Annotated in this window: 14 protein-coding genes; 5 read left to right on the top strand and 9 right to left on the bottom strand. The window is 72.4% G+C overall.

Annotated features, from left to right (window positions below; translation table 11 throughout):
- The first annotated feature begins 116 nt into the window (after nucleotides 1-116).
- The gene (locus tag ABEB17_RS07135) at nucleotides 117-1,325 is read left to right on the top strand and encodes a pyridoxal phosphate-dependent aminotransferase (protein WP_345715989.1); all 1,209 of its coding nucleotides are present in this window, start codon (nucleotides 117-119) and stop codon (nucleotides 1,323-1,325) included.
- A 64-nt stretch (nucleotides 1,326-1,389) separates the two neighbouring features.
- Entirely contained in the window at nucleotides 1,390-2,028 is a 639-nt protein-coding gene (locus ABEB17_RS07130) for a VOC family protein (protein WP_345715988.1), read from the top strand.
- Between the two features lie 102 nt (nucleotides 2,029-2,130).
- Here the strand turns inward: ABEB17_RS07130 and purB are convergent, their stop codons facing one another.
- The 5 genes from purB to ABEB17_RS07105 all read right to left on the bottom strand — a co-directional run bounded on the left by purB (nucleotide 2,131) and on the right by ABEB17_RS07105 (nucleotide 7,490).
- Nucleotides 2,131-3,594: an adenylosuccinate lyase gene (gene purB / locus ABEB17_RS07125; protein WP_378227006.1), complete on the bottom strand. Its 1,464-nt coding sequence runs from the start codon at nucleotides 3,592-3,594 to the stop codon at nucleotides 2,131-2,133.
- Between the two features lie 33 nt (nucleotides 3,595-3,627).
- Nucleotides 3,628-4,452 (bottom strand): VOC family protein, encoded by an 825-nt coding sequence (locus ABEB17_RS07120; RefSeq protein ID WP_345715987.1) that lies wholly within the window; start codon nucleotides 4,450-4,452, stop codon nucleotides 3,628-3,630.
- Nucleotides 4,453-4,485: 33 nt separating this feature from the next.
- Complete coding sequence (locus tag ABEB17_RS07115) at nucleotides 4,486-5,808, bottom strand: lanthionine synthetase LanC family protein (protein WP_345715986.1); 1,323 nt, start codon at nucleotides 5,806-5,808, stop codon at nucleotides 4,486-4,488.
- Between the two features lie 113 nt (nucleotides 5,809-5,921).
- Nucleotides 5,922-6,149 (bottom strand): hypothetical protein, encoded by a 228-nt coding sequence (locus tag ABEB17_RS07110; protein WP_345715985.1) that lies wholly within the window; start codon nucleotides 6,147-6,149, stop codon nucleotides 5,922-5,924.
- Between the two features lie 69 nt (nucleotides 6,150-6,218).
- The gene (locus tag ABEB17_RS07105) at nucleotides 6,219-7,490 is read right to left on the bottom strand and encodes an NAD(P)/FAD-dependent oxidoreductase (protein ID WP_345715984.1); all 1,272 of its coding nucleotides are present in this window, start codon (nucleotides 7,488-7,490) and stop codon (nucleotides 6,219-6,221) included.
- A 60-nt stretch (nucleotides 7,491-7,550) separates the two neighbouring features.
- On the opposite strand from ABEB17_RS07105, the gene ABEB17_RS07100 reads away from it, so the two are divergent.
- Nucleotides 7,551-8,258 (top strand): dienelactone hydrolase family protein, encoded by a 708-nt coding sequence (locus ABEB17_RS07100; protein ID WP_345715983.1) that lies wholly within the window; start codon nucleotides 7,551-7,553, stop codon nucleotides 8,256-8,258.
- Nucleotides 8,259-8,271: 13 nt separating this feature from the next.
- Here the strand turns inward: ABEB17_RS07100 and ABEB17_RS07095 are convergent, their stop codons facing one another.
- Nucleotides 8,272-9,243 carry an EamA family transporter gene (locus ABEB17_RS07095; RefSeq protein WP_345715982.1) on the bottom strand — a complete coding sequence of 324 codons (972 nt, stop codon included), beginning with the start codon at nucleotides 9,241-9,243 and terminating at the stop codon, nucleotides 8,272-8,274.
- An 81-nt stretch (nucleotides 9,244-9,324) separates the two neighbouring features.
- Between ABEB17_RS07095 and ABEB17_RS07090 the strand changes: the two genes are divergently transcribed.
- Nucleotides 9,325-9,789: a DUF4396 domain-containing protein gene (locus ABEB17_RS07090; RefSeq protein ID WP_345715981.1), complete on the top strand. Its 465-nt coding sequence runs from the start codon at nucleotides 9,325-9,327 to the stop codon at nucleotides 9,787-9,789.
- 10 nt (nucleotides 9,790-9,799) lie between these two features.
- Here the strand turns inward: ABEB17_RS07090 and ABEB17_RS07085 are convergent, their stop codons facing one another.
- Nucleotides 9,800-10,273: a low molecular weight protein-tyrosine-phosphatase gene (locus ABEB17_RS07085; protein WP_345715980.1), complete on the bottom strand. Its 474-nt coding sequence runs from the start codon at nucleotides 10,271-10,273 to the stop codon at nucleotides 9,800-9,802.
- A 55-nt stretch (nucleotides 10,274-10,328) separates the two neighbouring features.
- Here ABEB17_RS07085 and ABEB17_RS07080 point away from each other — a divergent pair, with 55 nt between their 5' ends.
- Complete coding sequence (locus ABEB17_RS07080) at nucleotides 10,329-11,126, top strand: ferritin-like domain-containing protein (RefSeq protein WP_345715979.1); 798 nt, start codon at nucleotides 10,329-10,331, stop codon at nucleotides 11,124-11,126.
- Between the two features lie 45 nt (nucleotides 11,127-11,171).
- On the opposite strand, the gene paaK is transcribed toward ABEB17_RS07080, so the two are convergent.
- Both paaK and paaI read right to left on the bottom strand, forming a co-directional pair.
- The gene (gene paaK / locus ABEB17_RS07075) at nucleotides 11,172-12,485 is read right to left on the bottom strand and encodes a phenylacetate--CoA ligase PaaK (protein ID WP_345715978.1); all 1,314 of its coding nucleotides are present in this window, start codon (nucleotides 12,483-12,485) and stop codon (nucleotides 11,172-11,174) included.
- Nucleotides 12,482-12,898 carry a hydroxyphenylacetyl-CoA thioesterase PaaI gene (paaI, locus tag ABEB17_RS07070; protein ID WP_345716374.1) on the bottom strand — a complete coding sequence of 139 codons (417 nt, stop codon included), beginning with the start codon at nucleotides 12,896-12,898 and terminating at the stop codon, nucleotides 12,482-12,484. The genes paaK and paaI overlap by 4 nt, the downstream gene beginning before the upstream one ends.
- Nucleotides 12,899-12,902: the final 4 nt, after the last annotated feature.

Raw genomic sequence — 12,902 nt, 5'->3', positions numbered from 1 at the left:
CTCGGCCGTGCGCGAGCCGTCCGGGCGGACTGCTGCACCTGGCAGGCCAACGGTAGCCCGTCGGGCGCCTCGTGGGGTCTCGACGCGCACCCCGATCCGCCTGGGAGACTGCTCGGGTGACCGTCCTGCAATCACGCAAGCTCGCCGAGGTCTGCTACGACATCCGCGGGCCCGTCCTGTCCGAGGCGCAGCGGCTGGAGCGCGAGGGCCACCGGATCCTCAAGCTCAACATCGGCAACCCGGCGCCGTTCGGCTTCGAGGCGCCGGAGGGGATCCTGGCGGACGTCGTCGCTGCACTGCCCGGTTCGCAGGGGTACTGCGACTCCCAGGGGCTGGTCTCGGCGAGGCGGGCCGTCGTCCAGTACCACCAGGGCAAGGGCGTCGAGGGCATCGACGTGGACGACGTGTACCTGGGCAACGGGGTCAGCGAGCTCATCGTGATGGCGCTCCAGGCGTTGCTGGACGACGGCGACGAGGTGCTGATCCCGGCGCCGGACTACCCGCTGTGGACGGCGGCGACGTCCCTGGCCGGCGGGCGTCCGGTGCACTACCGGTGCGACGAGGCGTCCGGTTGGCAGCCTGACCTGGACGACCTCGCGGCCAAGATCGGGCCGCGCACCCGCGCGATCGTGGTGATCAACCCGAACAACCCGACCGGTGCCGTCTACGGCCTGCCGGTGCTGGAGGGGATGGTCGAGCTGGCCCGCACGCACGGGCTCGTGCTCTTCAGCGACGAGATCTACGACCAGATCCTGTACGACGACGCGCAGCACGTGGCGACGGCCTCGCTGGCGCCGGACGTGCTCTGCCTGACCTTCAACGGGTTGTCCAAGGCGTACCGGCTGGCTGGCTTCCGGTCCGGCTGGCTCGTGGTGTCCGGGCCGACTCGCGGCGCGGCGAGCTACATCGAGGGCCTGACCGTGCTGGCGAACATGCGGCTGTGCGCCAACGTGCCGGCCCAGCACGCGGTGGCGACCGCGCTCGGCGGCGAGCACGGACTGGAGTCGCTGGTGCTGCCCGGCGGACGGTTGCGCGAGCAGCGGGACACGGCGCTGGCACTGCTCGAGCAGATCCCCGGGGTCTCCTGCACGCGCCCCCAGGGCGCGCTCTACCTGTTCCCCCGCCTCGACCCGGCCGTCTACCCGATCAAGGACGACCAGCAGCTCGTGCTCGAGCTGCTGCGCGAGCAGCACCTGCTGCTGGTCCAGGGCACCGGTTTCAACTGGCCGGACCCCGACCACCTGCGTATCGTCACGCTCCCGCACGTGGACGACCTCACGGACGCGATCGGGCGGCTCGCCGTGTTCCTCGAGGCCCGCCGCTGATCTGTTCGGGGCCGGTTTCCGACCTGCCCGCAGGCCCCCTCAGCGGGTGTGGCACCCTTCGAACATGCGAGTCGACCACGTGTCCTACGCCGCAGAGAGCGGCGGTCTGCGCGAGACCGCACAGCGCCTGTCCGACGCACTCGGCGTCCAGGCCGTCGACGGCGGGGTGCACCCGCGGTTCGGTACGCGCAACATGATCTTGCCGCTGCAGGACCGGCAGTTCGTCGAGGTCGTCGAGGTGCTCGACCACCCGGCGTCCGACAAGGCGCCCTTCGGCCAGGCCGTCCGGGCGCGCAGCGCGGACGGTGGCGGCTGGCTCGGCTGGGTCGTCGCGGTGGACGACCTCGGTCCGGCGGAGGAGCGGCTCGGCCGCGAGGCCGCACCCGGCAACCGGCACCGCCCGGACGGCGTCGAGCTGCGCTGGAAGCAGATCGGCGTCAAGGGCCTGATCGCCGACCCGCAGCTGCCGTTCCTCGTGCAGTGGGAGATCGACGACGAGCTGCACCCCTCGCAGGCCGGCCCGACGCTCGTCCAGCTGTCCTGCCTGCAGATCGCCGGCGACCCGAACCGGGTGACCGAGTGGCTCGGCCTGCCCGAGGACTACAAGCCGTCGTCCGTGGACTTCGAGTTCGTGGCGCCGCACGGCACGCCCGGCCTGCTGTCCTGCCGGTTCGACACCCCGAACGGCCCCGTCACCATCTGACCGGCCGCCCCTTCGCCCAGATGTTCCAACATCCGGGGTGAAGGGTCGCTCTTGACCCCGGATAGCGGGACATCTGCGGTTGGCGGTGGCGGCCGGGGTGGGTCAGAGGTGGTCGACGAGGGCTGACGCGAGGCCGGTGTACGTCGACGGGGTCATCGCCTCGAGCCGCGCCCGGACGTCGTCCGGCAGGCCGAGCCCACCGATGAACGCGCGCATGGCCGCACCGTCCACGCGGCGTCCGCGGGTGAGCTCCTTGAGTCGCTCGTAGGGCTCGTCCATGCCCGGCGCCCCGGCGATCCCAGCCGCACGCATCGCCGACTGGACCGCTTCGCCGAGCACCTCCCAGTTCGCGTCCAGGTCGCGGGCCATCGCCTCCGGCGCGGCGTCCAGCCCGGCCAGCCCGCGTCGCGCGTTGTCGAGGGCGAGCAGCGAGTGCCCGAAGGCGGTGCCGATGTTGCGCTGCGTCGAGGAGTCGGTGAGGTCGCGCTGCAGCCGGCTGGTGACCAGTGTCTGGGCGAGCACGTCGAGCAGGGCAGACGAGATCTCGAGGTTCGCCTCGGCGTTCTCGAACCGGATCGGGTTGACCTTGTGCGGCATCGTCGAGGAGCCGACCGTCCCCTGACCGCGGACCTGCACGAAGTAGCCCACCGAGATGTACGTCCACACGTCCGTGCAGAGGTTGTGCAGCACCCGGTTGAAGCGGGCGAGGTCCGCGTACAGCTCGGCCTGCCAGTCGTGCGACTCGATCTGGGTGGTCAGCGGGTTCCAGGTCAGCCCGAGGTGCTCGACGAAGCCGCGGGACACCTCGACCCAGTCGGTGTCCGGTACGGCGGCCAGGTGCGCGCCGTACGTGCCGGTCGCACCGTTGATCTTGCCCAGGTACTCGGCCCGCTCGATCCGGCTCAGCTGGCGACGCAGCCGGTGGGCGAGCACCGCCAACTCCTTGCCGAGCGTGGTCGGCGTCGCGGGCTGGCCGTGCGTGCGGGCCAGCATCGGGACGTCGCGCAGCTGCGTCGCCATCGCCGCGACCTCGTCGGTCAGTGCGGTCGCGGCCGGCAGCCACACCTGCTGGACGGCGCCGCGCACCATCAGCGCGTAGGACAGGTTGTTGATGTCCTCGCTGGTGCAGCAGAAGTGCACGAGCTCGGTGAGGTCGGCCAGCGACGTCCCGGCCATCCGGCGCTTCAGGTAGTACTCGACGGCCTTGACGTCGTGCACGGTCTCGCGCTCGATCTCGGCGAGCTCGGCGACGTCGTCCGCACCGAAGGAGTCCACGACCGCGCGCAGCCGGGCCAGCTCGTCGTCGGTCAGTGCCCGCGCGCCGGGCACCGCCTGGGACGACGTCAGGTGGCCCAACCACTCCACCTCGACGCGCACCCGCTCACGGTTCAGCGCCGCCTCGGACAGGTGCTCGACCAGGGGTGCCACCACGGCGCGGTACCGGCCGTCGAGCGCGCCCAGGGCGATGCCGGCGTCGGCCAACGGCGTGCCGGACGAGGTGCTGGAGGGGGCGGCGGACGAGGCGGACGGGGAAGGCGGCGCGGGCGTCGAGGTCACGTGCTCCATGGTCCCAGACGCCCGCCCCGCACCGCGAACCGCTCAGTCGGTGGGGTCCGCGTCCGGGGTGTCCGAGTGCGCGTGCCCCTCGGCCGGGGTCTGCACCACGGCGAAGCGCTCGCCCTCGGGCCCGGCCAGCACGGCCATCCGGCCGAACGGGGCGTCGCTCGGGTCAGCGACGACCGACCCGCCGAGCTCGGTCGCCTTCGCCACCGTGCCGTCGGTGTCGGCGACCGCGAAGTACGTGACCCACCCGTCGCCCGCACCGTCCGCGCTGCTCGCGCTCACATCCGCGGCGCTGCCGACGACCTGGCCGCCGGACCGGGCGAGCATCCCGCTCTGCAGCCCCTCGGGTGCCCCGGGCATCGGCTGGACGCTCAGGCCGAACACGTTCCCGTAGAACGTCTTGGAGCCCTCGAAGTCGCCGCTCACGTGCTCGTTCCACACCACTCCGCCCGGCTGGTTGACCAGCCCGGACCCGGTGTTCGACCCGGCCTGCCAGACGCCGAAGACCGCGCCCGACGGGTCGGTCGCGATGATCATCCGGCCCATGTCGGCGATGTCCATCGGCGGGCCGGCCACCTGGCCGCCGTGCTCGGCGACCGCGGCGGCCGTGGCGTCGACGTCGTCCGAGGCCAGGTACGTCGTCCAGGCGCTGGGCTGGTCAGCGCTCATCTTGCCGCCGACGCCGGCGACGCGGTGGCCGTCGACCCGGGCCACGCCGTAGTCGCCGAACTCCGGACCGGACACGTCGATGTCCCAGCCGAAGAGGCCGGAGTAGAAGTCGCGCGCAGCCGCCGCGTCGTCCGCGGACAGCTCGGTCCAGCACGGGGTTCCGGCGGGCCAGGGGGTCTCGTGGGTGCTCATGCCGTCCACCCTGGCACCGCCCACTGACAGTGGCTAGGCGAGCGCCCACCAGGTGTCCATCCGGGCGAGCACCGCGGCACCGGGCGGGTTCTCGGTGACCCGAGCCGCCCGGAACAGGAAGGCCGCGATGCCGGCCGCGCCCTGCATCCAGCCCACGCCCGGCGGTAGCAGCGGCACCTCGGCCCGGTGCTCCACGAACCGCCAGTACGCGTGCGGCCCCTCCCGCACCGCCCGCTCGACCAGCCCGTCGGCGAGGTCCAGCGCGAACTCGAGGTCCCCGGCCTCGCCCGAGCGCTGCCAGGAGTGCAGGAAGACCTCACCGACCCCCGCCGTCCCGCAGCACTGCCCGTCGTTGTCCCAGAATCCCGGGTGCAGCCGCTCGGGCAGCCCCGACGTCCGCACGCTGTGCAGGCACCGCCGCAACCAGTCGTCCGGCGCCGCGCCGGCGACCTCCGGCACCTCCGCGTGGTCCAGGGCGGCGAAGAGCAGCGACGTGCCGGTCGGGCCGTGGCACCAGGTGTAGGTGACCAGGTCGCGGTCGGGATTGGTGTGCGGCAGGCTGCTCTGGACGACGAACCCGCCGCCGGAGCGATCGGCGAGCCCGACCAGGTGCTGGGCGCCCAGCCGAGCAGCCGCCACCAGGTCGGGCCGCCCCAGCTCGGAGCCGGCCACCGCCAGCGCCGTGGCGATCCCGGCCAGCCCGTGCGACAGGTTCGGCATCTCGAAGGGGTCGCCGATCCGGTAGCGCTCGGGCACCCACGTCCAGTTCAGGCCGTCCGGAGCCGGCTGCGCCTCCGCGAGCAGGACGTCGGCCGCGTGCTCCGCCAGCTCTTCCGCTCCGGCCGCGCCCGCGCGGCGAGCCCACAGCGCACCCAGCAGGACGCCGGCCGTGCCCAGCGTGAGGTCGTGCACCCGCGCGTCGGGGGCGTAGCGCGGGGCGCCGATCAGCTGCTGCGGCCAGCCGTCGGGCTCCGCGAGGGCCGTGAGCCGGGCCACCGCGTCCTCGGACCCCTCGACCCCGAGCGCGGTCAGCGCACCGACCGCGCTGGTCAGGCCGTCGAAGAACGTCGCGTCCGTCGCGGTGGGGATCCCGCGCCGGATCCGCTCGGCGACCGCCCCGGCCAGTCGCTCCTCGTCGGCCGACCAGGGCCGGCTGAGCCGGACCTCGGCGAGTACGTGCGCCAGCCCGGCCGTGCCGCTGTGCAGGCCGTCGCGGTCGGCGGCCGGGGTCGCGTCGGCGGCGGCCGGGGCGGAGGCGGGGATCCAGGGGCCGTCGTCCCAGCGCACCTGGGCCCGCACCCAGCCCCAGGCGGCCTCGGCGACGGCGCGGTAGACCTGCGGATCGTGCTCAGCCATCCGCCGATGATGTCACCCGGCGGCGCGTGGGAGGTGCCCAAGAAGGCGTCCGGGACGGCGCGCGGCATCGCCCGTCGGCACCTTGCTGCCGACGGTCAGGGCCCCCTGCTGGTCTAGAGCTTCGTGAGCTTGGTGCACGGCAGCTGGATGCGCCGTACGGTCGTGCCGAAGTCCGCCACGAGCTCGGAGCCGTCGCTGATCTGGAGAACCTTGCCCAGACCGTGCCGGTCGTGACACACCTGGTCGCCCACCTCGAAGGTCTCGTGGGGGCCCAGGTCGTCCGGCCGGTTGAACGGGCTCCCGGGTATGACTCGTCGTCCCCCAGTTGCGCGTGCGTTCATAGTCCCCAGCATGCCTGGTCCGGGCCCGAGAAGACAGGGGCCAGGTGGTTGACAAGCCAAGTCGTGACCTCAGTCGGCCGGATCGCCCACCACGATGTTGAGGCTTCGCGGCCACGAGAAGTAGCGCACCGACAAGTTGATCAAGCTGGCCAGCCGGTTCCGCCCACCCATCAGCTCGACGATGTGCAGACCGAGCCACGCGAGCCAGGCCAGCAGCCCGCGCAGCCGCAGCCCGAAGGGGAACTGCACGACGGCGTCGCTGCGCCCGATCGTGGCCATGGTGCCCTTGTCGAAGTACGTGAAGGGTTCGGTGGGGGCGCCAGCCAGCAGGCGTCGGATCTGCACCCCGGCGTGCTTGCCGCCCTGGATCGCCGGCTGCGCGACCTGGGCGAGGTTCTCCGGCGTCATCGCGACGTCGCCCACGGCGAACACCTCGGGGTGGCCCGCGACCCGCAGGTCGTCACCGACCTCGACCCGCCCGCCGCGGCCGGTGGGCAGGCCCCAGTCGCCGACGATGGGTCCGGCGGTGATGCCGGTGGCCCAGACGACCACGGCGCACTCGATCTGCTCCTGCTCGCCGTCCGGACGCTCGACCACGACGCAGTTCTCGCGGACCTCCTTCAGGGACGTGCTCAGCCGCAGCTCGACGCCCCGCTTGCGCAGCTGCTTGGCGGCATAGGAGCGCAGCTTCGGGTGGAACGGGCCGAGCACGTGGTCGACCATCTCGACCAGGATGATGCGCACCCGCTCGGGGTCCAGGTGCCGATACGCGATGGGCACGGCCGCGTTGCGCAGCTCGGCCAGGGCGCCGGCCATCTCGACGCCGGTCGCGCCGCCGCCGACCACCACGATCGTCGGCTCCGGCGCGCCGGGCACCTTCTGGTTCGCGTTCTCGATCGCCGTCAGCACCCGGTCGCGGGTCGCGATGGCCCCGGCGCGCGTGTAGATCGCCAGCGCGTGCTCCTGGGCGCCGGGGATGCCGAAGTAGTTCGCGGTGACCCCGCAGCTGATGACGAGGTAGTCGTACTCGATGAACTCGTGCTGGTCCAGGTGCACGATCTTGGCGTCGGCGTCCACCCGGACGACGGTGCCGCGCAGGAAGTCGGCGTTGCGGAACCGGCTGGTGAAGGCACGTAGCGCGAACGTTACGTCGCCGGGGTTCAGGCCGCCGGTCGCCACCTGGTAGAGCAGCGGCTGGAAGGTGTTGTAGCCGTTTCGGTCGATCAGCAGGACGTCGACGTCGGCGACGCTGAGCTGGCGCACCGCGGCCAGCCCACCGAACCCTCCGCCGATCACGACGACGCGCGGGCGGCGGCGGCTCGCGCCGTAGGTGCTGGTCATGGCCCAACTGTAGGGACCGCTCGGAGCGCCGCATCCCGCGCGGCTGGTTAGCATCGGCGCATGGCTGACTCCCAGACCGAGAACCCGCGCCAGAACGTCACCTTCGCCAGCAACGGCGACCAGGCGCACGGCTACCTGGCCACCCCGCCGGCCGGCACCGGACCGGGCGTCATCGTCGTCCAGGAGTGGTGGGGCCTGGACGACCACATCGTCGACATCTGCGACCGGCTCGCCGCCGAGGGCTTCACCGTGCTGGCGCCGGACCTGTTCGGCGGCCGCACGACGCACGACTCCGACGAGGCCGGCGCGATGATGGGCGCCCTGCCCGTCGAGCACGCCGCGCGGGACCTCAGCGGCGCGGTCGGCTACCTGCTCGCGCACGAGGCGGTGTCGTCATCCACGGTCGGCGCCGTCGGCTTCTGCATGGGTGGCGGCTTCGCGTTGCTGCTGGCCGCGCAGCAGGGCGACAAGGTCAGCGCGGTGGTGCCGTTCTACGGGGTCGGCCAGGGCGTGCCGGACGAGTTCCGCGGGCTCAAGGCCGCGGTGCAGGGTCACTACGCCGAGCAGGACGCCTTCTACCCCGTGGACGACGCCCGGGCGCTCGAGCAGCAGATCCGCGACGACGCCGGGGTCGACGTCCAGTTCTTCTACTACCCGGCTGGGCACGCGTTCCACAACGACAAGGACCGGCTCGGCACGTACGACGCGGAGTCCGCCGCGCTGGCCTGGTCGCGCACGGTCGACTTCCTGCGCGCGCGGGTCAGCTGACGCCCTCGACCACCTAGGGGACGACGCCCTCGGGGGTCGGTGCGGACGGCGCGTCGGCGGTGCGCCGCCGGGCGGTCTCGGCGAGCGCCACGCCGGCCAGGACGACGGCCCCGCCGACGAGCTGCACGGGGGCCAGCTGCTCGCTGAGCACCCACCAGGCCACCAGCGCTGAACCGACCGGCTCGATCATGCCGAGGATGCCGACCCGGGCCGCGCCGACCCGACCCACCGCGAGCAGGACCAGGCCGAACGCCGCGACGGTGCCGAGGACGACCACCCAGGCGGACAGCGCGCCCACGCTCACCGTGTGCCCGTCCAGTGCGCCGGGGAGGTCGACCTGGTCACCCAGCACCTCGAACGGGAACGTCCACCACGGCTTCACGACGGCCCACAGGATCGCTGAGAAGGTGAAGATCCAGCCCATCAGGCTGACCGGGTCGCGCTGGCCCAGGCCGGCCTCGCCCATCAGGTAGTAGGTCGCCAGGGCCGCTGCGGCGCCCAGGGCGGCGAGCACGCCGATGCCGTCCAGGGTCAGCCCCTCCCAGACCTGGGCCACCAGCGCCAGGCCGAACAGGCAGAGCGCGAGGGCCAGCCAGACCCGCGAGCGCACCTGCTCGCCGCGGGCGAAACGCACCCAGAGGGCGACCATCAGCGGAGCCGTGTACTCGAGCAGCAGCGCGACGCCCACGGGCATCCGGGCGATGGCCACGAAGTACAGCCACTGCACCATGGCGATGCCGCAGATCCCGTAGACGGCGAGGAAGACGAGCTCGCGCCGCCCCACGCGCAGCGCGGCGGGCCGGGTGATCGCGGTGTAGCCCATGAGGATGACCGCCGCGCCCGCCGAGCGGAGCGAGACCAGCTCGACCGGGGACAGGCCGTGCTGCAGGACGATCTTGCTGACCGTCGCGTTGATCGAGAACAGCACCGCGGCGGCGACCGCGAACGCGACGCCGACGGCGGCCGAGCGTCGGTGGGTCGTCACCCCGAGACGCTATCGAGCGTCCCTCGCGGTGCGGCCAACAGGTCGTGCGGAATACCCCCCGGAGGTATGTGTTGCACCGACATGGAGCCCGCGACGCAGACCCACGCCCACGGCGCGACCTGGAGCATGGCCGCCCAGGCGACGCTGCACTGCCTCACCGGCTGCGCCATCGGCGAGGTGCTCGGCATGGTGATCGGCACGGCGTTCGGCCTGCCCAACGCGACGACCGTCGTGCTGTCCATCGCGCTGGCCTTCGCCTTCGGCTACGCGCTCACCCTGCGCGGCGTGCTGCGTTCGGGTCTGGATGTGCGGTCCGCGATCCGCGTGGCGCTCGCGGCCGACACCGTCTCGATCGCCGTGATGGAACTCGTCGACAACGGGTTCGTCGTGGCCGTCCCGGGCGCGATGGACGCCGGTCTGACCTCGATGCTGTTCTGGGTGACGCTCGCGGGCTCGCTCGTGATCGCGTTCGCCGTCACCACCCCCGTGAACAAGTGGATGATCGGGCGCGGCAAGGGCCACGCCGTCGTCCACTCGATGCACTAGCCCCGGGCGGTCACCGCTCCAGCGAGGCGACCAGGCCACGGCAGGCGGCCTCGATCTCGACGAGGCAGTCGGCGAACACCTGAGCGCTGCCGCCGTACGGGTCGGCCACCTCGTCGCCGTCGGCGGCCGGGTCGAAGGACCGCAGGAGGACGACGCGGTCGCGCTCGGCCGCGGTGCGCGCCCAGGAGCGCAGCGCGCGTTCGTGCCCGCGGTCCAGGGCGACGACCAGGTCGAGCTCGTCGAACCAGGCCGGGTCGAACTCGTGCGCCACGTGCGCGGAACCGTCGTACCCGGCGTCCGCCAGCGCCCGGACGGCGGGTGGGTTGGCGCCCTGCCCCTCGTGCCACCCGCCCGTGCCGGCACTGGACACGTGGACGTCGGTGCGGCCGGCGTCGTCCAGCAGGCTCTGGGTGATCACCTCGGCCATGGGGGAGCGGCAGATGTTGCCTGAGCAGACGAAGCAGATGCGAGTGGGGGTCGTCACAGCACGATCATCGCCGACGACCAATCCACCGGGGGCGGGGCACCGAATGGTGATCATGAGCTTCGCCATCGATCACTACGCCAGGACGGCCGCCCCCGTGCAGTGGGACGACCTGGACCTGCACGCCGCCTTCGCCGACCGACCGCTGTCCCCGGGGGCGTTGCGCTGCCTGCGGTACATGAGCGACGTCGAGTCGTACACCGTCTGCTACCTGCGCGACCTGCTGGTGACGCCGTCGCACAACGACCCTGACATCACCACGTTCCTGACCATGTGGAACTACGAGGAGTACTGGCACGGCGAGGTGCTGGCCGAGGTCCTCGCGGCGCACGGCATCGCCACCGGCAACGCCCACCTGCGCGGGGTGCGCGAGCGGCAGGGCCTGAAGAACAAGACCGGACCGATCAAGCAGCTGCTGCTGGCCAACCTGATCGGCGAGGACTTCATCGCCACCCACATGACCTGGGGGGCGATCAACGAGTGGTCCACCCACGCCGGCTACGTGGCGCTGACCCGCAACGAGGACCACCCCGTGCTGACCGAGCTGCTGGCCCGGATCATCAAGCAGGAGACCCGGCACGTCGCGTTCTACAACAGCCAGGCGCGCGAGCGGCTGGCGCGCAGTCGCAAGGCCCAGCGGATCACCCGGTTCGCGCTGGACAAGGCGTGGAACCCGGTCGGCTCGGGCGTGATGCCGGAGGACGAGGTGGTGTTCATGCTCAGCTACCTGATGGGCGGCGCGGACGGCCGGGCCGAGGCGCGCAAGATCGACCAGAAGATCGACTCGCTGCCCGGGCTGCAGGGCCTGCACCTGATCGAGCGGGCGCTCGACCAGCGGCAGATCCCCGGCTGACCTCGCACCGCTGCCGGCCGGCGGCCCGCACCGACCGCAGGGGGGTCAGTGCGGGCGGCGGTCGACGATCCGCCGGGCCTTGCCGATGCTGCGCTCGACACCCCCGGGCTCGACGACCTCGACCGCCGCGGTGACGCCGATCCGGTCCTTGATCTGCTGGCCCACGTGCCGGGCCAGCGCGGCGCGCTGGTCGGTGCCGACTCCGTCCGCCGCCTCGACGAGCACGGTCAGCTCGTCCAGGCGGTCGGGGCGGGTCAGCACGCACTGGAAGTACGGGGTCAGGCCGGACGTCGCGAGCACGACCTCCTCGACCTGGGTCGGGAAGACGTTGACCCCGCGCACGATCATCATGTCGTCGGTGCGGCCGGTGACCTTCTGCATCCGGCGCATCCCTGGCCGGGCAGTGCCGGGCAGCAACCGGGTGAGGTCGCGGGTGCGGTACCGCACGACCGGCATGGCCTGCTTGCTGAGCGAGGTGAAGACCAGCTCGCCCATCTCGCCGTCCGGCACCGGCTCGTCGGTCAGCGGGTCGACGATCTCGGGGTAGAAGTGGTCCTCCCAGATGTGCAGCCCGTCCTTGGTCTGCACGCACTCCTGCGCGACCCCCGGGCCCATCACCTCGGACAGCCCGTAGATGTCCACGGCGTGCATGCCGGCGCGCTCCTCGATCTCGCGGCGCATCGCGTCGGTCCACGGCTCCGCACCGAAGATGCCCACCTGCAGGGACGACGCGGCCGGGTCGACGCCGGCCCGCTCCATCTCGTCCAGCACGGACAGGAAGTACGACGGCGTCACCATGATCACCCGCGGTGCGAAGTCGCCGATCAGCTGCACCTGGCGCTCGGTCATCCCGCCGCTGATCGGGACCACGGTGCAGCCCAGCGCCTCGGCCCCGTAGTGCGCGCCCAGCCCACCGGTGAACAGCCCGTACCCGTAGGCGACGTGCACGACGTCCCCGGGCCGCCCGCCGGCGGCGCGGATCGAGCGGGCCATCAGCCGAGCCCAGGTGCGCAGGTCCTCGGCCGTGTACCCGACCACGGTCGGGCGGCCGGTCGTGCCGGACGACGCGTGCACCCGGCTCACCTGCTCGCGCGGCACCGCGAACATCCCGAACGGGTAGTTCGCCCGCAGGTCCGCCTTGGCGGTGAACGGCGCGTGCCGCAGGTCGGCGAGTGACGTCAGGTCCTGCGGGTGGAAACCCTTGGCGTCAAAGGCGTTCCGGTAGTGCGGCACGTGCTCGTAGGCGTGCGCGAGCGACCAGCGGAGCCGGTGCAGCTGGTGCTCGCGGAGCTCGTCGAGCGACCAGGTCTCGGCCACGTCGAACAGGTCGGGCCGTTCGTCGATCACCGGCAGCATCATGAGCCCTCCTGTTGAACCCCTTGTGCCACACCAGGAATCGGGCGTCCAAGTGATCGCGAGCGTCCGCGGAACACCGCGATGAGCGCGCCGTCGGACTCGCGGGTCACCCGGACGTCGGTCACGCCGCTGCGCCCGAACACGTCCGTCTCGCGGGCCTCGGCCAGCAGCACGTCGCCCAGCCGCCCCGGTGCGGTGAACGTGATGTCGGCGCCGGCCGCCACGGTCACCACGCCGTGGCTGTTGCAGGCGACCGCGAACGCGCTGTCCGCCAGCGTGAACACCAGACCCCCGTGCACGATGGCGTGGCCGTTGACCATGTCGTCGCGGACCGGCATCCGCAGCCGGGCGCGACCAGGGCCGACGTCCAGCAGCGTCATGCCCAGCCCGGCGCTGGCCAGGTCGTCACCGAGCATCGCG

The sequence above is a fragment of the Angustibacter luteus genome (assembly GCF_039541115.1).
GTDB classification, from domain to species: Bacteria; Actinomycetota; Actinomycetes; order Actinomycetales; family Angustibacteraceae; genus Angustibacter; species Angustibacter luteus.
This window is presented reverse-complemented; position numbering and strand designations above follow the sequence as displayed.

Bases quoted from the DNA above. Each gene is read 5' to 3' on its own strand.
- ABEB17_RS07130 (WP_345715988.1), top strand. From the start codon at position 1,390: ATGCGAGTCGACCACGTGTCCTACGCCGCAGAGAGCGGCGGTCTGCGC.
- purB (WP_378227006.1), bottom strand. From the start codon at position 3,594: ATGGAGCACGTGACCTCGACGCCCGCGCCGCCTTCCCCGTCCGCCTCG.
- ABEB17_RS07120 (WP_345715987.1), bottom strand. From the start codon at position 4,452: ATGAGCACCCACGAGACCCCCTGGCCCGCCGGAACCCCGTGCTGGACC.
- ABEB17_RS07115 (WP_345715986.1), bottom strand. From the start codon at position 5,808: ATGGCTGAGCACGATCCGCAGGTCTACCGCGCCGTCGCCGAGGCCGCC.
- ABEB17_RS07110 (WP_345715985.1), bottom strand. From the start codon at position 6,149: ATGAACGCACGCGCAACTGGGGGACGACGAGTCATACCCGGGAGCCCG.
- ABEB17_RS07105 (WP_345715984.1), bottom strand. From the start codon at position 7,490: ATGACCAGCACCTACGGCGCGAGCCGCCGCCGCCCGCGCGTCGTCGTG.
- ABEB17_RS07100 (WP_345715983.1), top strand. From the start codon at position 7,551: ATGGCTGACTCCCAGACCGAGAACCCGCGCCAGAACGTCACCTTCGCC.
- ABEB17_RS07090 (WP_345715981.1), top strand. From the start codon at position 9,325: ATGGAGCCCGCGACGCAGACCCACGCCCACGGCGCGACCTGGAGCATG.
- ABEB17_RS07080 (WP_345715979.1), top strand. From the start codon at position 10,329: ATGAGCTTCGCCATCGATCACTACGCCAGGACGGCCGCCCCCGTGCAG.
- paaK (WP_345715978.1), bottom strand. From the start codon at position 12,485: ATGATGCTGCCGGTGATCGACGAACGGCCCGACCTGTTCGACGTGGCC.
- paaI (WP_345716374.1), bottom strand. From the start codon at position 12,898: ATGCTCGGTGACGACCTGGCCAGCGCCGGGCTGGGCATGACGCTGCTG.